The sequence below is a fragment of the Flavobacterium sp. 11 genome (assembly GCF_002754315.1).
In the GTDB taxonomy this organism is placed as follows: domain Bacteria; phylum Bacteroidota; class Bacteroidia; order Flavobacteriales; family Flavobacteriaceae; genus Flavobacterium; species Flavobacterium algoritolerans.
Window position 1 is genome coordinate 35,171 of sequence record NZ_PEFE01000001.1, and the last position, 22,186, is coordinate 57,356.

Below are 22,186 nucleotides of genomic sequence, written 5' to 3' on the forward strand. Positions count from 1 at the left end.
AATTTAATTGGGATTTAAGATCTGATATTTAGGTCGTACTACTTTAAAAGTGTTGCGTTTTTAATTCCAACGGTTTTTATTGAACTGATTTTTCTTCCAATACCACATAATAATAAAACCGAACAAAGCACCACCAACGTGTGCAAAATGGGCAATTCCACCACCACCAAAAATTGATTTTCCAGAAATACCTAAATACAAGTCAACCAATACTAAACCTGGTACAAAATATTTTGCTTTTATGGGCACAGGAATAAACATCAAAGCCAATTCAGCATTAGGAAACATAAAAGCAAACGCCACTATCGTTCCGTAAATAGCTCCGGAAGCTCCTACTGCAGTACCAATATAAGCACCTGTAAAATTTTGAAAATCAGAAACAGATATAAATTGTTGCCATCTAGTATCTATTTTGCCTTCATTTAAAAGTTGTAAAATCTCTTGTTTAGGAAATCCATTAGCGATCAAAGTATTTAAACTATCTTGAAAGTAGTAATAATTAACTCCAGTATGCAATAATGCAGCGCCTAAGCCACAGGAAATATAGAAAAATAAGAATTTCTTGCTTCCCCACATTTGCTCTAAAGCAGATCCAAAAGAATACAAAGCAAACATATTGAAAAAAATATGCATAAAGCCACCGTGCATAAACATGTGCGTCAACGGTTGCCACAATTGAAAATCAGGATTTTCCGGAAAATATAAGGCTAATATTCTATACGCTGGATTTGTGGGATTAAAATCCCCTAAAGCAAGTGTACCTACAAAAAACAATATATTTATAATAATTAATTGTTTTACTGTCTCAGTTACGTTTCTCATAATGCAAATTTTTTATCTAAATCTTCCACACGCATCGTGATGAAAGTGGGTTTATGAAATGGGGAAACATTGGGGTCTTTACAGGCAAAAAGTCCGTTGACCAAATTTTCCTGCTCTTTTTCTGTAAGGTGCGTTCCTGTTTTCACCGCTAAACTTTTGGCCATTGATTTGGCAATCGTATCATTCTGACTGAAACTGCTTTCAGGAATTCCGTCCTGCAAATCACTCAATAATTGTTCTAAAACCAATGAAACTTCGCTCTCCGTTACATTTACCGGTATTCCCGAAATAACAATATGATCGGTGTTATTTTCTTCAAAAACAAATCCGGTATTCATCAACGAAAGTTGTAGCTCAGCGATAAGATTCATTTCGCTTGACGAAAAAAACAAGTTCAAAGGAAATAATAACTGCTGGCTTGATGCCTGGTTCACTGTCATATTTACTAAAAACTGCTCATACAAAACACGTTGATGTGCGCGTTGCTGATCGACAATCACCATTCCTGATTTGATTGACGAAACAATGTATTTTTTATGAATTTGATAGGTTTTATGAACAGAATGCTCTACTTCTTCATCATTAAATAAAGAGGAAGTCACTTCTTCATTTTCGAAAGTCATCTGCCCTATTTCATCCGTATCTTGTTTTAAACCTACGTATAAACTTTCCCAATTAGCTGTTGCTTCCGGTTTTCTATAACTGGAAAATTGCTTGCTGGGTTTTTCTTCAGAGAAAGGATTAAAGTTGCCATCGACTTGAATGGTGGGCGTAGCGCCTTCTAAATCTTTATAATGATACGGCGTATCTAAATTAGAATCCCGATCAAAATCTAAAACTGGGGCTACATTAAATTGTCCCAAACTATGTTTTATGGAAGCTCTTAAAATAGCATATAAAGCATGTTCATCATCAAACTTAATCTCCGTTTTAGTGGGATGAATATTGATGTCAATAGTATTTGGCGGCACCGATAAATATAAAAAATAACTCGGTTGCGCACCATCTTTCAAGATCCCGTCATAGGCGGCCATAACCGCATGATGCAAATAACCACTTTTTATAAAACGATCATTGACAAAGAAAAACTGTTCTCCACGATTTTTTTTGGCAAACTCAGGTTTGCTCACAAATCCTTGAATCGTCACTATTTCTGTTTCTTCCTGAACAGGAACTAATTTTTCATTGGTTTTACCTGAGAAAATATTGACAATTCGTTGTCGCAAAGTAGATGGCGGCAAATTAAACATTTCGCTGCCATTGTGATAAAAGGTAAAATGTATTTTTGGATGAGCCAAAGCAACACGTTGAAATTCATCAATAATATGACGGTATTCCACCGTATCCGATTTCAGGAAATTACGTCGCGCCGGTATATTAAAAAATAAATTTTTGACAGCAAATGAAGTTCCTTTTGGTAAAACAGCAACATCTTGTGACACAAACTTACTGCCTTCAATGACAATGTGCGTTCCAAGTTCTTCTTGATCTTGCCTGGTTTTCATTTCCATATGGGCAATCGCCGCAATAGATGCTAGTGCTTCCCCACGAAATCCTTTGGTATGCAAAGAAAATAAATCTTCTGCCTGACGAATTTTGGAAGTGGCGTGACGTTCAAAACACAAACGTGCATCGGTAACGCTCATTCCTAAACCATTATCAATCACTTGTACTAATGCCTTCCCTGCATCTTTAAGAATTAATTTTATATCTGTTGCTCTGGCATCAACTGCGTTTTCAAGCAACTCTTTGACAACTGAAGCTGGTCTTTGAACGACTTCTCCAGCAGCAATTTGATTGGCAACATGATCAGGAAGTAATTGAATTATACTCGACATTAAAAAAATGTTGTTTAAAGTTTAAGGTTTAAATTTTTTAAAACCAAGATGTACAAATTTAATGAATTTCTATTGGGAATGGTAGCTTATTTAATCATAAAAAAAACAAAAAACCTATACTATTTATGAGACAGTATAGGTTTAATAATTAGTTTTTTTTATTATTTATTCCTTCAACTCTAAAGGTGTCCCTTCTTCTAATTGAATAGCTCCGGCAGACAATAAATGTTGGTTATCGATTTGATGTGACAACGAAGCCTGTTGACGAATATAGGCCATTTTGATAGCCGCAATAGCAGCTTCAGTACCTTTGTTACCGTGAATTCCTCCACTTCTATCAATAGATTGTTGCATGGTATTATCAGTCAAAACACAAAAAATAACCGGAATATCCGTTTGAACATTCAGGTCTTTAATTCCTTGAGTTACTCCTTCACACACAAAATCAAAATGCTTGGTTTGCCCTTGAATTACACATCCAATAGCAATTACAGCATCAACATTTTGTGTTTGCAACATTTTCTTTGAACCATATATAAGTTCAAAGCTTCCAGGAACATTCCAGCGAATAATATGCTGAGCTGGAACTTGGTTTTCTAAAAGGGCTTCAATAGCACCTCTATAAAGTCCTTCAGTTATAGCATCATTCCATTCTGAAACAACAATCCCAAAGCGAAAATCTTTCGCGTTTGGGATTGAATTTTTATCGTACTCGGATAAGTTTTTATTTACGGTAGCCATTTGATTTTAGAATTTTGATTTTAAAATTTTGATTTCAGATATTAAAGATAGCATTTTGAAATCAAAATTCTACAATCTTAAATCACCAATCTTATATCATTTTTTACTATTGTGCTAATCCTATCAAAACGTCAACTGAAGCAGCCTCTGGAGTTCCTTCAAAATTGTCTTTAATGTCTGTAAAATATTTCAAAGCATCTGCTTTATTTCCTAATGCCAAAGCTGTTTTTCCGGCTTTCAATAAGAAACGTGGTGTAGTGAAATCATTTTTATTTGATTCAGCAGCTTTTATGTAATTTTCTAAAGCTTCTTTCGGTTGGTTCTTTTGAGAATAAGCATCTCCAATTGCTCCTTTTGCCAAAGCTCCTAAAACAATATCATCTGATTTAAATTTACTTAAATAATCAATCGCCTCAGTATATTTTCCTATGTTCAAATACGCAATTCCAGCATAATAATTAGCTAAATTTCCTGCATCAGTTCCAGAATATTCATCAGCGATTTTCAAGAATCCAAATTTACCTTCTGAACCATTCAAAGACAATTTATATAATGAGTCACTTGCTACTCCATCAGTTGCTTTTTGGAAATTTTGTTGTGCTACAAACATTTCATTCGCTGCTTCCTCTTGTTGTGGTGCAGCAACGAATCTTTGGTATCCTAAATAACCAATTGTAAAAATAGCGGCAGCGGCAACTAAACCAATAATAACTTTTTGGTTTTTAGCTACCCAATCCTCAGTTTTTGAAGCTGTTTCGTCTAATGTTGAAAAAACACCAGCTGTTGTGCTGTCTTTTTCATCAATTTGTACTGCTTCAACCGCGTCATTTACTTCTTTTTCTTTTGGTGCTTTATATCCTCTTTTACTGTAAGTAGCCATTTATTTTTAATTTAGTGAGTCGCAAAAATAAAATTTTTATTCAAATCTAAAAGCCATTTTTATCGATATTTTTCAATAATTTGCACCCACTTTGAAAAACCCGTTTAAAAACATCAAAGTTCTCAATACCAGCAAGCCTTACAGATGTATTTAAAAAAGATTTCATTATTCAATTATAAGAATTTTTCGGAAGCAAATTTCGATTTTGACAGCAAAATAAATTGTTTTGTAGGCAAGAATGGTATTGGAAAGACAAATGTGCTTGATGCAATCTACCATTTATCGTACGGAAAAAGCTATTTCAATCCATTAGCGGTTCAGAATATTAAACACGGAGAAGAATTCTTTGTGATTGATGCTGAATTTGAAAAAAACGAAAGAAATGAACAAATTCTTTGCAGCCTAAAAAAAGGGCAAAAAAAGATATTGAAACGCAACGGAAAAGCCTACGACAAATTCTCGGATCACATTGGTTTTATTCCTTTGGTCATCATTTCGCCTGCCGACAGGGATTTAATTGTGGAAGGCAGCGAAACCAGAAGAAAATTCATGGACAGCGTGATTTCGCAACTAGATTCCCATTATTTACAACAACTCATTCAATATCAAAAAGTAATAAGTCAGCGCAATGCATTGTTGAAATATTTTGCATTGAACCATGTTTTTGACAACGATACACTCTCTATATATAATGAGCAACTTAATGGTTTTGGAGATTATATTTTTAAAAAAAGAAAAGAATTTATAAGTGAGTTCATTCCTATTTTCAACACACATCATCAAGCCATAACCGGTTCACAAGAAACAGTTCAACTGGTATATGAAAGTCATTTATTCGAAAAAGACTTATTGACTTTGTTACAGGAAAACATCAACAAAGACAGAGCTTTACATTATACAAGTGTAGGAATTCACAAAGACGATTTAGCATTTGAAATAGACCAACATCCAATTAAGAAATTTGGCTCTCAAGGACAGCAAAAATCATTTCTAATCGCTTTAAAACTAGCTCAATTTGAGTTCCTAAAAAAGCAAAGCGGTGTGAAACCCATTTTACTTTTTGATGATATCTTTGATAAATTGGACGAAAGTCGCGTTTCCAAAATCATAGAAATGGTCAACAGTGATACTTTTGGTCAACTTTTTATTTCAGATACACATCCGGAACGTACTGAAGCCATTGTAAAATCGACACATCAGACGTATAAAATTTTCAACTTATAACTTTTATTTAGTAATTTATACGGTTCGAAAATTGAAAAATTACCTATTTTAGCGTATTCAATTTTAAACTCGATTACAATGAAATTTCATTCAATATTCTTGACAATAATATGCTTTGTTGTTTTATCCTGCAACGGGCAAAATTCTAAAGAAATCAAAACTATTGATTCAAAAGCTTTTGCCGAAAAGATAGCTACAACTCAAAATCCACAAATTTTGGATGTACGAACTCCTGAAGAATTCACTTCTGACCATATTGACAATGCTAAAAATATAAATTGGCTTGGAAATACTTTTGTTTCCGATGTAGAAAAACTGGACAAATCACAACCCGTTTTTGTGTATTGCAAAAGTGGCGGGAGAAGTCAGAAAGCGGCTGAAAAACTAAATGAATTAGGTTTTAAAACTATTTATCAACTAGACGGAGGAATGTTAAAATGGGATGCTGCCGGTCTTTCAAAACCAAGTGCTACAATTATAGGTCTATCCGTTCCGGAATACAACAAATTATTAAATTCAGATAAAAAAGTATTGATTAATTTTTATGCTGAATGGTGTGCTCCCTGCAAAAAAATGACTCCTTATGTTTTGCAAATGCAAAAAGATTTAGCAGACAAAGTGACTATCATTCGATTGGATGCCGATAAAAATAAAACCTTAATTTCTGAAATGAAAATCAGCGAACTTCCTACTTTATTATTGTATGACAAGGCAGCAGTAAAATGGAAACATTCTGGTTTTATAAGTGAGGACGATTTAAAAAAACAACTACAATAGCTACAAGATGCTTTCAAAAGATACACTACGATTTCTGGATGATTTAAAAGCCAACAATAATAGAGATTGGTTTTTGGAAAATAAAAAACGCTACGAAGCGGTCAAGAAAGATTACCAACAATTAGTTGGAGATTTTCTGGATGCCATGAAACCGCTCGATCCATCGCTGGAAATGTTGGAAGTAAAAAATTGCACCTTTAGAATCAATCGTGACATTCGATTTTCTAAGGATAAAACTCCTTATAAATCGCATTTAGGCGTTTGGCTTTCTTCGGGAGCAAAAGGCATGAATCGCTCTGGTTATTACCTTCATTTAGAAAAAGGAGCCAGTTTTATTGCCGGTGGATTGTATTGCCCCGAAGCGCCAGATTTGAAAAAAATGCGTAAAGAAATTGCCTATTTCCATGATGATTTAGAAGCTATTCTTAACGAAAAAGATTTCAAAAGGGAATTTAACGATTTTAATAGAAATGAAAAGGATACGCTAAAGAATCCGCCACGAGGATACGAAAAAGAACATCCTGCTATTGAATTTTTAAAATTGAAAAGTTTCGAATGTTCTCAAAGAATTGATATCTCCGAAGTAACAAAAAAAGATTTTGTTGCTACAATGAGTAAAAAATTGATTGCGCTTAAACCATTGAACGATTTTATAAATCGAGCTTTAACTTCTGAGTAATTATAATTTTCACTGATGAAAAAAAAGAAAATACTTTTTCTGGGAGAATCCTACAGAGCCGATGCCATCACTTGGATGAACGGTCTTAAGGAATTTGGTGATTTTGAAATCATTACTTGGGAATTAAAAACACCCAGCAATTGTATTCATAACCGAATTTTAAGGATTTTCGAATTCGAATTGGCTATTTTTAAAATCAAGAAAATAATAAAAACCCAACAACCGGATATGGTAATTGCGGAAAGAACCACCAGTTATGGTTTTCTTGCTGCATTATCCGGTGTAAAACCTGTTGCAATTGCACAACAAGGCAAAACCGATTTATGGCCTGAAAAATCGATTTCATTACCCTTAAAAAGACTCATTCAGAATTACGCTTTCAAAAAAGCAGATTTAATTCATGCTTGGGGACCCGTGATGACTATTTCTATGCTGGAAGCCAATGTAGATATGAATAAAGTTTTGGTTTTACCAAAAGGAATTGATCTGACTAAATTTGGGAATCAAAACAAGGCCAATCCAGAAAAAATTTGTGCCATAGTCACTCGTTCTTTATTACCGGAATACCGTCATGATATTATTTTAAAATCGTTTGCCATTTTAAACCAAAAGGGAATAGATTTCGTACTTACCATTATAGGGGACGGATCCCAACTTTCGAAATTAAAAGATTTAGCAAAAGATTTAGGTATTGAAGACAAAGTCAACTTTACCGGAAGAATCCCAAATACTGAATTACCAAAATTATTGCAGCAATCTAATATTTACATAAGTATGCCAATAACTGAAGGTGTTTCGGCGTCATTATTTGAAGCTATGGCTACGAATTGTTATCCAATAGTAACAGATATTGCAGGAAATCAGAGTTGGATTAAACACCGCGAAAACGGACAATTAGTTACCGTTGATGATTACAAAATGCTGGCAGATGAATTAATCTGGGCATTTAAAAACAATAAACATCGAAACGAAGCCGTTTTAAAAAATAGAATATTTTTAGAAAAAAATGCAGATTACAACATAAATATGAAAATTATTGCCAATAAATACCACGAATTAATCAACACAAATAGCCCCAATTAACTATGTGTGGAATTAATGGAATGTTGCACTTACAATCACAAAAAAAAATTGACGAACGCGTTCTTACAAAGATGCGCGATTCGCTAGAACATCGCGGTCCTGATGATAAAGGATTGTTCATAGAAAACAATATTGGTTTAGGACACCGAAGACTTTCAATTCTAGATGTTTCACTTGCCGGACACCAACCTTTCCTATCAGAAGACGGAAGATATGTACTAGTTTATAATGGCGAAATCTACAATTTCAGAGAATTTTATCCAGAATTAAAAAGCAATGGATTTGACATCAGAACCACTTCGGATACTGAAGTTTTAATGAAATTATTTCAATTATATGGTTTAAAAATGCTCAACCGCCTCAACGGTATGTTTGCGTTTGCTATTTGGGATAAATTAGAGAAAAAACTAACTGTTGTTCGTGATAGAATGGGTGTTAAACCTTTATATTATTCTTTTTATAACGAAACTTTTTATTTTGCATCCGAACAAAAAGCGCTTTTCACAGCTGGAGTTCCTCTCAAGATGGCACAAGACGGGCTGGAAGAATATATTTTTAACAGATTTGTTGCTGGTGAAAACACCTTATATCAAAACGTAAAAAAAGTTTTGCCCGGACACATCATGATCATTCATGAAGGCGGAAAAACCACTAACAATAACTGGTGGAATTTAAAAAACGAGATTCAAAACCAACCCGAAATAAAAAATCCCGTAGAATGGTTTCGAGAAACGTTTGATGATTCTGTAAAAATGCGAATGGTCAGCGACGTTCCTGTGGGCGTAATGCTTAGTGGCGGCCTGGATTCATCATCTATTTTAGCTTCACTGCACCATCAAAAATACAAAGACATACAAACTTTTAATATTGGTTTTAAAGAGAAAGAACATAACGAAGCACATCTAGCTAAAATGATGGCAGAGAAGTTCGATTATGGATTTCAAACCATGCAATTAGAGGATAAAAATCTCTACGATCAGTTAATCAGTTCTACTTATTTTCAGGACGAACCGATTATGCATTTAAGCGAACCGCACCTTTTAGCGGTTTCACAAATGGCTAAACCTTCTGTAAAAGTGTTACTTTCCGGTGAAGGCGCTGATGAGTTGATGGGTGGTTATGTGCGCTACAAAGCCTTACAATATCCATCTTTATTGAATTCCATCGCTTCCATTGGGAATCTGGATGTTTTTACAAAACAACCACGTTACGAAAAATTAACACGTTACGCCCAAATCAATAAAAAATCTGATTTAGTCATCTATAATGGCTCCAATATTTTTCCAAATGATATTGCGGAGACTTTTGGAATTAACACACCTCCAAACAACGAATACAGAAAAAAAATCTATAAAGAAGCAAAGTCTTTGTATCCTGATAATTTACGCCGACAAGCACTTTATTTTGACCAACACACCTATTTATGCTCGCTTCTAGACAGAAATGACCGTTGCACAATGGGCGCATCCATAGAATGCAGGGAACCCTTTTTGGACCCGAGATTAATTGTTGGATTAGGATCATTAGAAGACAAATGGCTTTTTACAGGAAAAAAATGGAAATTCATTCTAAAAAAAGCAATGGAAGAACGTTTGCCAGATGAAATTCTAAAATTCAGAAAAGTAGGTTTAAGCGCACCTTGGGGAGATTACATCACAAAAAGTCCCGCTTTTAAAGAGGAATTAGAATCTTTCTCAAAAAGTGATTTATTTCAAATACCTTATTTTGAACACATAAATATTCAAAAACTTGTTCAGAATTTACAAAAAGGGGAAGCTACGATGACTCCGTACATTATGCCATTGTTTATGATGCATATCTGGATGAAAACGTATGCAACTAAATTTTAATCGTTACTTTTGGTGCGGAATAAAACAATTCAAAAAGCACTTTCTTTTATGGAAATAGTACCTAATTTCTCTTTAAAAAAATACAATACTTTTGGCATTGAAGCCAAAGCAAAACAGTTTGTTGCCGTTCATTCTGTGCAGGATTTAAAAACTATTTTACAAGAAAATAAATCACAGAAAAAATTTATTTTAGGTGGCGGAAGCAATATGCTTTTGACTAAAGACATTGATGCCCTTGTCATTCATATCGATTTGAAAGGCAAAAAAATCATTGAAGAAAATGATGATTTTGTATGGGTCGAAAGTCAGGCTGGTGAAAGCTGGCATGAATTTGTGCTTTGGACCATCGACCAAAATTTTGGTGGTTTGGAAAACATGTCACTGATTCCTGGAAACGTTGGAACTACGCCAGTCCAAAACATTGGAGCTTATGGTACGGAAATTAAAGACACTTTTGTTTCCTGTGAAGCAATGACGATAGAAAATCAGGAAATGAAAACGTTCACAAAGGATGAATGTCATTTTGGATACCGAGAAAGCGTTTTTAAAAACGAAGTTAAAAATCAATATATCATTACATCGGTTGTTTTTAAACTGACAAAAACGAATCATAAAATCAATACTTCTTACGGAGATATTTCGTCTGAATTAGAAAAAAACAACATCACAAATCCTACTTTGAAGGACGTAAGTAATGCTGTAATTGCCATTCGACAAAGCAAATTACCCGACCCAAAAGAATTGGGAAATAGCGGTAGCTTCTTTAAAAATCCAATTTTATTGAAATCAGATTTCGAAAAAATCCATCAGCAATTTCCCGATATGAAGTATTTTGATATTTCCGAAACTGAAGTAAAAGTTCCCGCAGGTTGGTTAATTGAGCAAGCCGGCTTCAAAGGAAAACGTTTTGGTGATGCCGGAATCCATAAAAACCAAGCTTTGGTTTTAGTGAATTATGGTAATGCAACAGGACAGGAAATTTTGAATGTTTCTAAGGATATTCAGGAGACTATTTTTAAAACGTTTGGCATTCATATTGAAGCCGAAGTAAATGTGATTTAGATTTTAGCTGACAGTGTTCAGTCGCAGTTTTCAGTTTAAAAAAAATCGGAATTACATATTAATTTCAGATTGTCAACAACAAAATAGTATTTCAAAACTCCTAAATCCTAATTTTTAAATTAAAGATGTACACTCCAGAAATCTACAAAAATGAAAATCAAGAAGAGATCAAAAAATTTCTTCAAGAGAATAGCTTTGGTATTTTAATCAATCAAACGAATGGGAAATTATGTGCCACACATATACCTTTGGAACTGGACACTAATAAAGAAGGTAAGGATGTTTTATACGGGCACATTTCCAAAGAAAACCCACAATGGAATGGTTTCATAGACAATGACCAAGTTTTAGTAGTATTTTCAGGACCTCACAGTTATATTTCTTCCTCTTGGTACGATCATGAAAATGTACCAACATGGAACTACATTGCCGTTCATGTGTATGGAAAAATCAAAATTATCGAAGGAGAAGCCGTCATCGAATCCTTAAAAAAGCTAGTCGATAAGTACGAACAAAGTTCTGAAAACCCGGTTCGCGTAGAAGATTTATCTAAAAAAAACATGATGCAAACTCGCGGTATTATAGCATTTCAAATTGAAATTACTGAAATCCAAGCTACGAAAAAATTATCTCAAAACAGGGACGGAAAAAATTATCAAAACATCATTTCTGAGTTAGAAAAAGCGAACACAAATCAGTCCGTCGCTATTGCGAATGAGATGAAGAAATGTCCAATATAAATTCTTTCGAAATTCACAGATTGTATTTAACAATTCACAATTCTATTCATACCTTTGCACTCGATTTAAAAACTCATTAAACTCAGATGCTTATACTAATTCTTTACTTTTTTATTTTTATAGTTGTTGTTCAAATTTCGTACTATCTAGGTGTTTTTGGAAAGTTTGCTTTCGCCAAAGCGCAGAAAACAACCCCAAAAAGAATCCCGATTTCGGTGATTGTCTGCGCCAAAAATGAAGAAGAAAATGTAGCTAATTTTATTCCTCTGCTTGCGGAACAAAACTATCCTGATTTCGAAATTGTTCTGATTGACGATGCTTCAAGTGACGCTACTTTGGATATATTTGAAGATTTTGAAAAGCAATATCCTAATGTTCGCTTGGTAAAAGTGGAGAACAACGAAGCCTTTTGGGGAAACAAAAAATACGCACTGACTTTAGGAATAAAAGCCGCCAAAAAAGAGTATTTATTATTCACAGATGCTGATTGTTATCCAACTTCAAGAGAATGGATAACAGCAATGAGCTCTCAATTTACCATGCAAAAGACAATTGTTTTGGGTTATGGTAAGTATGAAAAAATTCCTAATTCATTGCTGAATAAAATAATTCGTTTTGAAACTTTATTGACGGCTATTCAATATTTTTCATGGGCAAAAAATGGACATCCTTATATGGGCGTGGGTAGAAATTTAGCCTATAAAAAAGAAGAATTTTTCAATGTAAATGGATTCATCGAACACATGCAAATTCGTTCTGGTGATGATGATTTATTTATAAACCAAGCCGCAAAAGCTAAAAACACAACTATTGCCTACACACCGGAAAGTTTTACACTTTCTAAACCAAAAACCACCTACAAAGACTGGTTAACCCAAAAAAGAAGGCATATTGCTACGGCAAATTATTACAAACCGCTTGACAAATTACAGTTAGGAGCATTCTATTGTTCACAATTACTATTTATTTTACTGCCTATTATATTGTTAGCCTTCCAGTTTCAATGGATATTAGTTTTAAGCTTAATCGCGTTACGTTATCTTTTGGCATGGATTGTGGTAGGATTTTCGGCAGGTAAACTTAAAGAAAATGATATTAAATTCTGGTTCCCTATTGTTGAAATAGTACTTATCTTAACACAAATCAATATCTTTATAACTAATATATTCTCAAAACCGGTACATTGGAAATAAACAAACAAATAGAAAAAGCAAAACAAGGTGACCAAGTTGCCTTCACTTTTCTATTGGATTATTATTGGAATGAAGTGTATGGTTTTATGCTCAAACGCACCGAAAATGAAACTAATGCCGAGGATATTACCATTGAAACATTCTCTAAAGCGTTCGATAAAATAGCCACATACAACTCGGAATTCCAGTTTAATACTTGGCTTATCGCTATTGCAAAAAATGTTCATATCGATTTATTACGAAAAAAGAAATCGAGTCTTTTTGTCGAAATTACTGATGAACAAGACCAGCAAGCCTACAATATTGCTGACACTACTCCATCAGCAGAAGATGAATTGATTACCGAACAGAACCTATCCAGATTACTGCAATTCATCAAAGAATTGAAACCACATTATCAAGAAGTGATTCAGTTGCGCTATTTTCAGGAAATGAGTTACCAGGAAATTGCCAATAAAATTGATGAACCTTTGAGTAATGTGAAGATTAAATTGCTTCGCGCCAAAAAACTTCTGGCAGAAATCATTCAGAATAAAAGGTAGTTTTTATTTTAAACAACATAACAAATTCCTTAGTAGTCCATCATTATATGCTTTAGGCACACCAGCATCAGGAAATCCATTTCAAATACAAATTGGATTTAAATATGCTTTTTAAATCCTACTAACAGAATTATTTAATACAAGAACAAAGCGCATTCATTGATTTGGATGCGCTTTTTTTTATGAATTAACCCAATTTTAAGGATTAACCAGATAAATAAATCAACATTACCGTTAAATAAATAAACATAAAACTAAATAAATCAAAAATAATTATTAAATTTATATAATAAAATTCTTATTTTACACGTTGTAAAATAAAAACACCTCTGCATATGATTTAATTACTACTTAACCACTAAATCCATAAATTATGTCAAAACTAAGCATTTACGAGACCGGTTGGATTAACCTTGTTTTCCAAGACCGAAACAAAGAATATGGAGCGTATCAATTACGTCAGGAAAGTACTAAAACATCATTAACGGCACTTTTTATGGGTGTATTATTTTTATCGGGGGCTTTAAGTATTCCCGTAATCATTTCCTATCTGAATCCCAATAAAGGAATCACGATAGGTATTCCTGAACTTACAAATACTGTCGTCCAACTTACTGACATAATTCCCAATCAGCTAGAAGAAAAAAAGACTCTTCCTGAGATAAAAACCAAAGCTGTTGAAGTGCCCGTTACAAGCGAAAAACTTGTTAATCCTGAAATTGTTCAGGCTTCACAAGCAAATCAGGACATTGCAAAAAACACCGACAATACTAGCGTAACAAATACAAGCTCTGAAGGAACTGGAACAGTGGGTATAAACCCAACTTCTTCCTCGGGAACTGGAACTGATACCGTAACGCCCGTTGATTTGGGAAATACTATTGTAAACAGCGTTGCTCTGGATAAACTTCCTGAATTCCCAGGCGGAATTAATAAGTTCTATACTTATGTGGGTAATAATTTTGAAAAACAAGAAATAGACGGTAGCGGTTCGATTCGGGTATATGTTTCTTTTGTAATTGAAAGAGACGGAAGCATGACTGACATTCAGGTAAAAAGAGATCCTGGTTATGGCTTGGGAAAAGAAGCCGTTCGTGTGTTGAAATCCTTGAAAACAAAATGGTCACCTGGAATGATTGATGGAAAAGCAGTACGAACTGCCTATAACCTTCCCATTACGGTACAGATGAATTAAATATAAAAAGAAAAGCTTCAATTAATTTTGAAGCTTTTCTTTTTAATACCTTTTTATTTTTTTTTACATTTTATCCTAAAACAACAAAAAATTCTAATGTAGCCCTGATTACTTCACAAAACCTTTATTTAATTTAGGAGTTCAGTGAATTACATTTGCAGTGGTATCACATGCTCATTGCGAGAAACGCAGCGATTAGTGTGAATATAACGAAAAGCAGGAAGACTATTTCCTAAAAACAAGCAAATAGTATACTCCTAAAACACCCATTTCTCTTTCTTCAAATAAACAAATAAAGGAATCCACAAATAAACTACATTCCTTATCTTTGTGCTCTGAAAATTGATATATGGAAACTGTTTTAGAAAATACTTTACCTGTGGGAAAACCGAAATGGTTGAAGGTAAAACTCCCAATAGGCCAAAAATATACAGAGCTTCGCGGCTTAGTTGATAAATATAGTTTAAACACGATTTGTACTTCGGGAAGCTGCCCAAATATGGGTGAATGCTGGGGCGAAGGAACGGCTACATTTATGATTTTAGGAAATGTATGTACGCGTTCTTGTGGTTTTTGTGGTGTAAAAACCGGAAGACCAGAAACGGTGGACTGGGATGAACCTGAAAAAGTGGCGCGTTCTATAAAAATCATGAATATTAAACATGCCGTAATTACAAGCGTTGACAGAGATGACTTGAAAGATGGAGGCTCCATTATTTGGATTGAAACCGTGAAAGCTATCCGAAGAATGAACCCAAACACAACACTGGAAACTCTGATTCCTGATTTTCAAGGTATCGAAAGAAATATTGATAGAATCGTAGAAGCGAATCCTGAAGTGGTTTCTCATAATGTGGAAACGGTTCGCAGATTAACGCGTGAAGTGCGCATTCAGGCCAAATACGACCGAAGTCTGGAAGTGTTGCGCTACTTGAAAGAAAAAGGAATCAACAGAACAAAGTCTGGAATTATGTTGGGTCTTGGCGAACAAGAAGAGGAAGTTTATCAAACGATGCGAGATTTGCGTGAAGCCAATGTTGATATTGTAACGATAGGCCAATACTTACAACCGAGTAAAAAACACTTACCGGTAAAGGAATTTATAACACCAGAACAATTTGTAAAGTACGAGCAATTTGGTTTGGAATTAGGTTTCCGTCATGTAGAAAGCGGGCCGTTAGTTCGTTCATCTTACAAAGCACAAAAACATATTTTATAAATAGTTTATTCGTTTATTTGTTTAATCGGTTAACCAAATAAACGAATAAACGAATAAACGAATCCATTTGAAAACAAGAATTGCCATAAATGGTTTTGGAAGAATCGGCAGGAATTTATTCCGATTACTTTTAAACCATCCTTCTATAGAAGTTGTTGCCATAAATGATATTGCCGATAAAAAGACAATGGCGCATTTAGTAAAATATGACAGTATTCACGGTGTTTTACAATTTGCGGTCAGCGATGATGAAAAAGGAATTCTAGTCGATGGAAATCATTTTTTGTTTTTTCACGAAAAAAGCATTTCAAACCTGGATTGGAAAAGTTTAGATATTGATTACGTAGTTGAATCTACCGGTAAATACAAAACTTTTGAAGAACTGAATTCCCATATTATTGCTGGTGCCAAAAAAGTGATTCTTTCTGCACCTTCGGAAGTAGACACTATAAAAACGGTAGTGCTGGGTGTAAATGATTTTATTCTTGACGGCACTGAAACTATCATTTCGAATGCCAGTTGCACCACGAATAATGCAGCACCGATGATTAAAGTGATCAATGAGCTTTGCGGTATAGAACAAGCGTACATCACTACCATACATTCCTACACGACAGACCAGAGTTTGCACGATCAACCTCATAAAGATTTACGTCGCGCTCGCGGTGCAAGTCAGTCCATCGTACCCACAACAACTGGAGCGGCAAAAGCATTGACAAAAATTTTCCCTGAGTTTGAAGGTAAAATTGGCGGTTGCGGTATACGAGTACCCGTTCCTGATGGTTCTTTGACTGATATTACTTTCAATGTAAAACGAGCGGTGACTATAAATGAGATTAACAACGCGTTCAAAATTGCGGCACAAACAAATTTAAAAGGGATATTGGATTACACTGAAGACCCGATTGTTTCTGTTGATGTGATTGGCAATAAAAATTCATGTATATTTGATGCACAACTAACTTCTGTTATTGATAAAATGGTAAAAGTTGTTGGGTGGTATGATAATGAAATAGGTTATTCGTCCAGGATTATTGATTTAATTCTTTTAACAAAAAAATAAAATAACCCCAAGAAAAAATTCAGTTGTAAATGAAGTATTTTTTTGCTTTTATTGTTTTTTTTTACTCTTCATTGTATTCTCAGCCCAATGAGGAAAGAGACAGCACAGCATATTACAGCAGTTTAAGCAATTCCAATATTCAGACAAATAATTATAAAGAGGCGTTATTGCATACTCAAAAAGCAATAGATTACGCTGAAAAAAACAAGAATATTAAAGACCAAGCGCAGCAAACTTTTAATCTTGGAAAAATTTATTTTGATTTAAAAAAATACGATGATGCAATAGAAACGTTACTGAAAAGTGCTGCATTATTTTCGAATTTTGAGCCCAGTTTAGAGCGTTCTGCAACCTACTATCATATTGGTTTGTGCTACATGCAAAAGCAAAATTATGACAGAGCTTCAATATATTTTGAGAGAGCAAAATCTATCAATGATAAATTACGAGTTCCTGATACTGCTGAATTATTTAACCTTCAAAAAGGACTCATTTACAAATCAAAGAATAAAATAGATTTAGCATTATCTTCTTTTAAATTTATAATTGCAAAGCCTGACAATGCAGCTTTGACAAATACTAAAGCAGAAGCTACTTATCAAATAGGAAAAATTGAAGCCAGCAGAAATAGGAACAACTTAGCTTTAAACTATCTGAATAAAGCATTAGAATTAAACAGTAAATCTGAAAATCTAGAACAGAAATCAAATATTTTGCTTGCCTTGAGTGATGTTTATGAAAAAACGTTAGATAAAAATAACGCCTATTTCTATTTAAAACAACATCTCAATTTAAAAGAAAATATAACAATTCTGAACAACGAAAGACTTGGCATAGATGATTACCAAAAGTTCAAAGAAACAGAAAAATTAAAAGAAATTGCACAAGCCAATTATGAAAATAAGGAGCAGGAAAAGGCCAATAAATTTTCTAAACTAATCAGTATTTTCGCCATTGCCTTAATTTCAATTTTATCTTTATTAAGTCTATCCTTGTACAAAAATAACATCATTAGAAATCAGTCAAATTTATTGTTGCAAGAAAAAAATAAAGAATTAGAAATTGCTAAAGACAAAGCAGAAAAAGCATCCAAAGCGAGATCTGAATTTCTATCAACTGTAAGCCATGAACTTCGAACTCCATTGAATGCCATCAACGGTATCACTCACTTATTATTGGAAGAAAACCCAAAGAAAAATCAATTGGACTACTTATCTTCCTTAAAATTTTCAGGAGATTATTTGACAAAATTCATCAATGAAATTTTAGAAATTAATAAAATTGATTCTCACAAATCAGAAATTGAATACACCAGTTTTAATCTGAAAAAATTATTGGAAGACATCAAACATTCTTTAAAAGAATTGGCCGTGGTGAACAACAACGATTTTAAACTTGAAGTTGATGCTGCTATTCCGGATTATTTAATTGGTGATCCAACAAAATTATCACAGATAATAATGAACTTGATCAACAATGCCCTAAAGTTCACAAAAAATGGAAACGTTACCGTTATCACCCATCTTGAAACATTAGAGGATAAAAAAGCTACTTTGTATTTTGAAATAACCGACACAGGAATAGGAATACCAGAAGACAAATTAAGTAGTGTTTTTGATAGTTTTTCGCAAGGCTCCATAGAAGTGAATCGCAAATATGGTGGCACCGGTTTAGGATTGACTATCGTAAAAAAATTAATCAAAATCCTTGGTGGACATATCAAACTTAAAAGTGTGGTAGGCGAAGGTTCTACATTTTCATTTAACTTAGAATTCCAAATAAGTCCGCAACAGGAATCTCAAATTGAGAAAAAACCAATGATAAAATACGATGCCGCTAAATTAGTAAATAAGAAAATCCTATTGGTTGAAGATAATAAAATCAACCAAATGATTACCCAGAAAATGTTGGATAATAAAGGAATTATCTGCGAAATAATTGACAACGGTGAGGAAGCAATCGATTTATTAAAAACTAATACATTCGATTTAGTTCTTATGGATGTTCACTTACCTGGCATAAACGGAACAATTGCAACGGAAACAATACGAACATTTGACAAGGTTACTCCTATCATTGCGCTTACTGCAATCTCATTACATGAAAACCGCGAAATGCTTTTATCGTTCGGAATGAATGAAGTAATCACTAAACCATTTGTGCCTGAGGAATTTTACAGTGTAATCGCTGAATATATTTAGATTTCTAATAGTTTAAAATCAATTCTTTAATAAGACTTCTTACTTTTGGCTCTGCATTTTTCGCTGCTTCCAATACTTCGTCATGTGAAATAGTCCCAATACTTTCTTCATTTCCCATATCAGTAATTACTGAAATACCAAATGTTTCCAAATCCATATGTCGCGCCACAATCACTTCGGGAACAGTTGACATTCCTACACAATCTGCACCAAGAATTTTTACCATTTTATATTCAGCCAAGGTTTCAAAAGTTGGTCCTTGTAAACCCAGATAAATTCCTTCATGAACTTCGATGTTCAATACTTTAGCCAGTTCAGTAGCTTTGGTAATCATTTTTCTCGAATACGGTTCACACATATTTACAAAACGAGGTCCAAAACGTTCGTCATTTTTTCCACGCAAAGGATGTTCAGGTGTCATATTGATATGATCTGTAATCATGACAATAGAACCCACTTTGTAACTTGGATTTACACCACCCGAAGCATTTGAAACTATTAATTTCTCAACTCCTAAAAATTTCATCACTCGCACCGGAAAAGTAACTTCAGTCATAGAATATCCTTCATAGAAATGAAATCGTCCTTGCATAGCAACAACTTTTTTATCTCCTATTGTTCCAAAAACCAATGCCCCTTTATGACCTTGCACTGTCGAAACAGGAAAGTTTAGAATTTCATGATAAGGCAACGTATACTCTACTTTCATTTCATCTGTAAAACTCCCCAAACCTGAACCTAAAATCACACCATATTCTGGTGTAAAATTGATTTTTCCTTTAATCTGACTTACCGTTTCTTGTACTTGTTCCCACATAATCTATAATTGTTTTATCAAAATTTTCACTTCCCGAAACGAAAGAACTTTGTATTGGTAAATAAAAAAGTTGTTCGCTTGGCAAACTTCCTTTTAATCGTACATAATCTTTTTCGGTAGTGATAATAATATTGTTTTGAGCTAAATTTTTAATTTCCAAAATGTCTTTATCGGTAAAATTATGATGGTCCGGAAAAGACAAACAGACATCATTGGTATCTTGCAAATAGGCAAAAAACGGTTCCGGTTTTGCAATTCCTGCCACCAGTAATTTAGCCGCCGATTGAATTTCATTTACATTTATCTTCCTATTCTCTGCGTAAATAAAATCTTCGTATGCAATAAAAGTAAAGTACAATTCCTGATCTTCAGAAACTTTTAATCTGTTCTTAATATCATACTGTTGTTCGAGCGAAAGATTAAAAGGACATTTGGTTACAATAATAACGTTCGCTCTTTTTGCTCCGCTTCGGCTTTCGCGCAAATTTCCGGTTGGCAACATAAAATCATCCGAATACAAATCACCGTAAGAAGTGAGTAAAATATAAAAACCCGCTTTTACTTTTCGATGTTGAAAAGCGTCATCAAGCAGAATCACTTCTGGTTTTTCTTGTTGCGAAAGCAATTGTTCAATTCCATTTTTCCTATCGGCATCAACTGCAACTTGGATAGTTGCAAATTTTTTATAGAACTGAAAAGGTTCATCGCCAAGAATGGCTGCATTTGAACTGGCTTCCGCCAAAATAAAACCTTTAGATTGCCTTTTATACCCGCGACTTAACGTAGCAATTTTATATTTATCCGTAAGCAAGCGAATCAAATATTCAATTTGTGGTGTTTTTCCGGTTCCGCCAACACTAAGATTTCCAACAGCAATAATGGGTAAATCAAAAGAATAGGATTTTAAAATCCCTTTATCGAAAAGAAAATTCCGAATACTCGTTATCAAACCATACAAAATGGCAAACGGAAACAGTAATTTTCGCAGTAAATTCATTATACGAAAGTAGAATATTTTATTTTAAAGTTGATTTGTTTATTCGTTAATTTGTTTATTCGAAATTCCAGAATTAAACAATCAAGAATCTGATGTTATGAAATCGAAGATTATAGCATCCGTTCGCCTTTTAGGCTCGGGTCACAAATACTAAAAAACTAAACGATGAGTAAAATCAAAGAAATAATTTCCGTACTCGAAGAAATGGCACCACTCGCCTATGCTGAAGATTTTGACAATGTAGGATTATTGGTAGGAGACCAAGAATCTGAAGCAACTGGAATTTTGGTTTGCCATGATGCTTTAGAAAATATAATTGAAGAAGCTATTGCAAAAAATTGCAATGTGGTGGTTTGTTTTCATCCCATATTATTTTCGGGTTTAAAAAAAATAACGGGAAAAAATTATGTGGAGCGAGCCATAATTAAAGCCATAAAAAATGACATTGCCATTTATGCCGTTCACACCGCTCTAGACAATCATCAAGAAGGCGTGAATAAAATATTCAGTGACGCATTAGGATTGATAAATACTAAAATCCTGATTCCGAAGGAAAATTTCATTCGGAAATTAGTGACATATACAATTCCTGAAAATGCAGAAGAGGTGCGAAATGCATTATTTGATGCTGGAGCGGGAACGATTGGAAATTATGAAAATTGCAGTTTTAATTCGAAAGGAATTGGAACCTACATGGGAAACGAACATAGCAATCCACAAGTTGGAGAACGATTTGAGTTTGTACAAGGCGACGAAATTAAAATCGAAGTCACTTTCGAAAAACATTTGGAAAACAAAATTCTCAAAGCATTATTCAAAAGCCATGCCTATGAAGAAGTGGCGTATGAGATTTATGAGTTGCTAAACAAGCATCAAAATATTGGTTTGGGAATGATTGGCGAATTAAAAAATCCCATGAGTGAAAAAGAGTTTCTCCTTTTTACAAAAGAAAAAATGGAATGCGGCGGGATTCGACATTCTAACTTCACAGGAAAAGAAATAAAAAAAGTAGCCGTTCTTGGCGGAGCAGGAAGTTTTGCAATAAAAAATGCGATTCAGGCTGGAGCAGATGCGTATTTGACTGCTGATTTGAAATATCATCAGTTTTATGAAGCCGAAAATAAACTTTTATTGGCCGATATTGGACATTTTGAAAGCGAACGCTATACAAAAAATTATATTGTTGAGTATCTTCGGAAAAAAATCCTTAATTTTGCAGTTATTTTATCAGAAGAAAATTCAAATCCAGTTAAGTACTTATAG

Annotated in this window: 20 protein-coding genes; 14 read left to right on the plus strand and 6 right to left on the minus strand. The window is 33.9% G+C overall.

Features of this window, described 5'->3' with window-relative positions; all coding sequences use genetic code 11:
* Nucleotides 1–60 precede the first annotated feature (60 nt).
* The 4 genes from CLV00_RS00110 to CLV00_RS00125 all read right to left on the minus strand — a co-directional run bounded on the left by CLV00_RS00110 (nucleotide 61) and on the right by CLV00_RS00125 (nucleotide 4,281).
* Nucleotides 61–822 carry a rhomboid family intramembrane serine protease gene (locus CLV00_RS00110; RefSeq protein WP_099713278.1) on the minus strand — a complete coding sequence of 254 codons (762 nt, stop codon included), beginning with the start codon at nucleotides 820–822 and terminating at the stop codon, nucleotides 61–63.
* Nucleotides 819–2,660 carry a DNA mismatch repair endonuclease MutL gene (gene mutL / locus CLV00_RS00115; RefSeq protein WP_099713279.1) on the minus strand — a complete coding sequence of 614 codons (1,842 nt, stop codon included), beginning with the start codon at nucleotides 2,658–2,660 and terminating at the stop codon, nucleotides 819–821. The genes CLV00_RS00110 and mutL overlap by 4 nt, the downstream gene beginning before the upstream one ends.
* Nucleotides 2,661–2,825: 165 nt before the next feature.
* Entirely contained in the window at nucleotides 2,826–3,401 is a 576-nt protein-coding gene (ribH, locus tag CLV00_RS00120; protein WP_099713280.1) for a 6,7-dimethyl-8-ribityllumazine synthase, read from the minus strand.
* 106 nt (nucleotides 3,402–3,507) lie between these two features.
* Complete coding sequence (locus CLV00_RS00125) at nucleotides 3,508–4,281, minus strand: tetratricopeptide repeat protein (RefSeq protein WP_099713281.1); 774 nt, start codon at nucleotides 4,279–4,281, stop codon at nucleotides 3,508–3,510.
* A 144-nt stretch (nucleotides 4,282–4,425) separates the two neighbouring features.
* Here CLV00_RS00125 and CLV00_RS00130 point away from each other — a divergent pair, with 144 nt between their 5' ends.
* The 13 genes from CLV00_RS00130 (at nucleotide 4,426) to CLV00_RS00190 (ending at nucleotide 19,109) form a co-directional block, all read left to right on the plus strand.
* Nucleotides 4,426–5,505 (plus strand): DNA replication/repair protein RecF, encoded by a 1,080-nt coding sequence (locus tag CLV00_RS00130; RefSeq protein WP_099713282.1) that lies wholly within the window; start codon nucleotides 4,426–4,428, stop codon nucleotides 5,503–5,505.
* Nucleotides 5,506–5,583: 78 nt separating this feature from the next.
* Nucleotides 5,584–6,282 (plus strand): thioredoxin domain-containing protein, encoded by a 699-nt coding sequence (locus CLV00_RS00135; protein WP_099713283.1) that lies wholly within the window; start codon nucleotides 5,584–5,586, stop codon nucleotides 6,280–6,282.
* Between the two features lie 7 nt (nucleotides 6,283–6,289).
* Nucleotides 6,290–6,961 carry a DUF2461 domain-containing protein gene (locus tag CLV00_RS00140; protein WP_099713284.1) on the plus strand — a complete coding sequence of 224 codons (672 nt, stop codon included), beginning with the start codon at nucleotides 6,290–6,292 and terminating at the stop codon, nucleotides 6,959–6,961.
* 15 nt (nucleotides 6,962–6,976) lie between these two features.
* Nucleotides 6,977–8,044 carry a glycosyltransferase gene (locus tag CLV00_RS00145; RefSeq protein ID WP_099713285.1) on the plus strand — a complete coding sequence of 356 codons (1,068 nt, stop codon included), beginning with the start codon at nucleotides 6,977–6,979 and terminating at the stop codon, nucleotides 8,042–8,044.
* 2 nt (nucleotides 8,045–8,046) lie between these two features.
* Complete coding sequence (gene asnB / locus CLV00_RS00150; protein WP_099713286.1) at nucleotides 8,047–9,894, plus strand: asparagine synthase (glutamine-hydrolyzing); 1,848 nt, start codon at nucleotides 8,047–8,049, stop codon at nucleotides 9,892–9,894.
* 48 nt (nucleotides 9,895–9,942) lie between these two features.
* Complete coding sequence (murB, locus tag CLV00_RS00155; protein WP_099713287.1) at nucleotides 9,943–10,956, plus strand: UDP-N-acetylmuramate dehydrogenase; 1,014 nt, start codon at nucleotides 9,943–9,945, stop codon at nucleotides 10,954–10,956.
* A gap of 125 nt (nucleotides 10,957–11,081) precedes the next feature.
* Nucleotides 11,082–11,696, plus strand: coding sequence for an FMN-binding negative transcriptional regulator (locus tag CLV00_RS00160; protein ID WP_099713288.1), 615 nt, complete (start codon nucleotides 11,082–11,084; stop codon nucleotides 11,694–11,696).
* A gap of 86 nt (nucleotides 11,697–11,782) precedes the next feature.
* The gene (locus CLV00_RS00165; protein WP_099713289.1) at nucleotides 11,783–12,889 is read left to right on the plus strand and encodes a glycosyltransferase; all 1,107 of its coding nucleotides are present in this window, start codon (nucleotides 11,783–11,785) and stop codon (nucleotides 12,887–12,889) included.
* Nucleotides 12,880–13,431, plus strand: coding sequence for an RNA polymerase sigma factor (locus tag CLV00_RS00170; RefSeq protein ID WP_099713290.1), 552 nt, complete (start codon nucleotides 12,880–12,882; stop codon nucleotides 13,429–13,431). Before CLV00_RS00165 ends, CLV00_RS00170 begins: the two co-directional genes overlap by 10 nt.
* Before the next feature lie 373 nt (nucleotides 13,432–13,804).
* Complete coding sequence (locus tag CLV00_RS00175; protein ID WP_099713291.1) at nucleotides 13,805–14,626, plus strand: energy transducer TonB; 822 nt, start codon at nucleotides 13,805–13,807, stop codon at nucleotides 14,624–14,626.
* Nucleotides 14,627–14,975: 349 nt separating this feature from the next.
* Nucleotides 14,976–15,845, plus strand: coding sequence for a lipoyl synthase (gene lipA, locus CLV00_RS00180; protein WP_099713292.1), 870 nt, complete (start codon nucleotides 14,976–14,978; stop codon nucleotides 15,843–15,845).
* Between the two features lie 67 nt (nucleotides 15,846–15,912).
* A complete protein-coding gene (gene gap, locus CLV00_RS00185) occupies nucleotides 15,913–16,908 on the plus strand; it encodes a type I glyceraldehyde-3-phosphate dehydrogenase (RefSeq protein ID WP_099713293.1) in 996 nt (331 codons plus the stop codon).
* Between the two features lie 29 nt (nucleotides 16,909–16,937).
* Complete coding sequence (locus tag CLV00_RS00190; RefSeq protein ID WP_099713294.1) at nucleotides 16,938–19,109, plus strand: ATP-binding protein; 2,172 nt, start codon at nucleotides 16,938–16,940, stop codon at nucleotides 19,107–19,109.
* A gap of 4 nt (nucleotides 19,110–19,113) precedes the next feature.
* Here the strand turns inward: CLV00_RS00190 and CLV00_RS00195 are convergent, their stop codons facing one another.
* A complete protein-coding gene (locus tag CLV00_RS00195) occupies nucleotides 19,114–19,926 on the minus strand; it encodes a purine-nucleoside phosphorylase (RefSeq protein ID WP_099713295.1) in 813 nt (270 codons plus the stop codon).
* Nucleotides 19,889–20,923: a tetraacyldisaccharide 4'-kinase gene (gene lpxK / locus CLV00_RS00200; protein WP_099713296.1), complete on the minus strand. Its 1,035-nt coding sequence runs from the start codon at nucleotides 20,921–20,923 to the stop codon at nucleotides 19,889–19,891. Before lpxK ends, CLV00_RS00195 begins: the two co-directional genes overlap by 38 nt.
* A gap of 165 nt (nucleotides 20,924–21,088) precedes the next feature.
* On the opposite strand from lpxK, the gene CLV00_RS00205 reads away from it, so the two are divergent.
* Nucleotides 21,089–22,186: a Nif3-like dinuclear metal center hexameric protein gene (locus tag CLV00_RS00205; RefSeq protein WP_099713297.1), complete on the plus strand. Its 1,098-nt coding sequence runs from the start codon at nucleotides 21,089–21,091 to the stop codon at nucleotides 22,184–22,186.

Bases quoted from the DNA above. Each gene is read 5' to 3' on its own strand.
- CLV00_RS00110 (WP_099713278.1), bottom strand. From the start codon at position 822: ATGAGAAACGTAACTGAGACAGTAAAACAATTAATTATTATAAATATA.
- mutL (WP_099713279.1), bottom strand. From the start codon at position 2,660: ATGTCGAGTATAATTCAATTACTTCCTGATCATGTTGCCAATCAAATT.
- ribH (WP_099713280.1), bottom strand. From the start codon at position 3,401: ATGGCTACCGTAAATAAAAACTTATCCGAGTACGATAAAAATTCAATC.
- CLV00_RS00125 (WP_099713281.1), bottom strand. From the start codon at position 4,281: ATGGCTACTTACAGTAAAAGAGGATATAAAGCACCAAAAGAAAAAGAA.
- CLV00_RS00130 (WP_099713282.1), top strand. From the start codon at position 4,426: ATGTATTTAAAAAAGATTTCATTATTCAATTATAAGAATTTTTCGGAA.
- CLV00_RS00135 (WP_099713283.1), top strand. From the start codon at position 5,584: ATGAAATTTCATTCAATATTCTTGACAATAATATGCTTTGTTGTTTTA.
- CLV00_RS00140 (WP_099713284.1), top strand. From the start codon at position 6,290: ATGCTTTCAAAAGATACACTACGATTTCTGGATGATTTAAAAGCCAAC.
- CLV00_RS00145 (WP_099713285.1), top strand. From the start codon at position 6,977: ATGAAAAAAAAGAAAATACTTTTTCTGGGAGAATCCTACAGAGCCGAT.
- asnB (WP_099713286.1), top strand. From the start codon at position 8,047: ATGTGTGGAATTAATGGAATGTTGCACTTACAATCACAAAAAAAAATT.
- murB (WP_099713287.1), top strand. From the start codon at position 9,943: ATGGAAATAGTACCTAATTTCTCTTTAAAAAAATACAATACTTTTGGC.
- CLV00_RS00160 (WP_099713288.1), top strand. From the start codon at position 11,082: ATGTACACTCCAGAAATCTACAAAAATGAAAATCAAGAAGAGATCAAA.
- CLV00_RS00165 (WP_099713289.1), top strand. From the start codon at position 11,783: ATGCTTATACTAATTCTTTACTTTTTTATTTTTATAGTTGTTGTTCAA.
- CLV00_RS00175 (WP_099713291.1), top strand. From the start codon at position 13,805: ATGTCAAAACTAAGCATTTACGAGACCGGTTGGATTAACCTTGTTTTC.
- lipA (WP_099713292.1), top strand. From the start codon at position 14,976: ATGGAAACTGTTTTAGAAAATACTTTACCTGTGGGAAAACCGAAATGG.
- CLV00_RS00190 (WP_099713294.1), top strand. From the start codon at position 16,938: ATGAAGTATTTTTTTGCTTTTATTGTTTTTTTTTACTCTTCATTGTAT.
- CLV00_RS00195 (WP_099713295.1), bottom strand. From the start codon at position 19,926: ATGTGGGAACAAGTACAAGAAACGGTAAGTCAGATTAAAGGAAAAATC.
- lpxK (WP_099713296.1), bottom strand. From the start codon at position 20,923: ATGAATTTACTGCGAAAATTACTGTTTCCGTTTGCCATTTTGTATGGT.
- CLV00_RS00205 (WP_099713297.1), top strand. From the start codon at position 21,089: ATGAGTAAAATCAAAGAAATAATTTCCGTACTCGAAGAAATGGCACCA.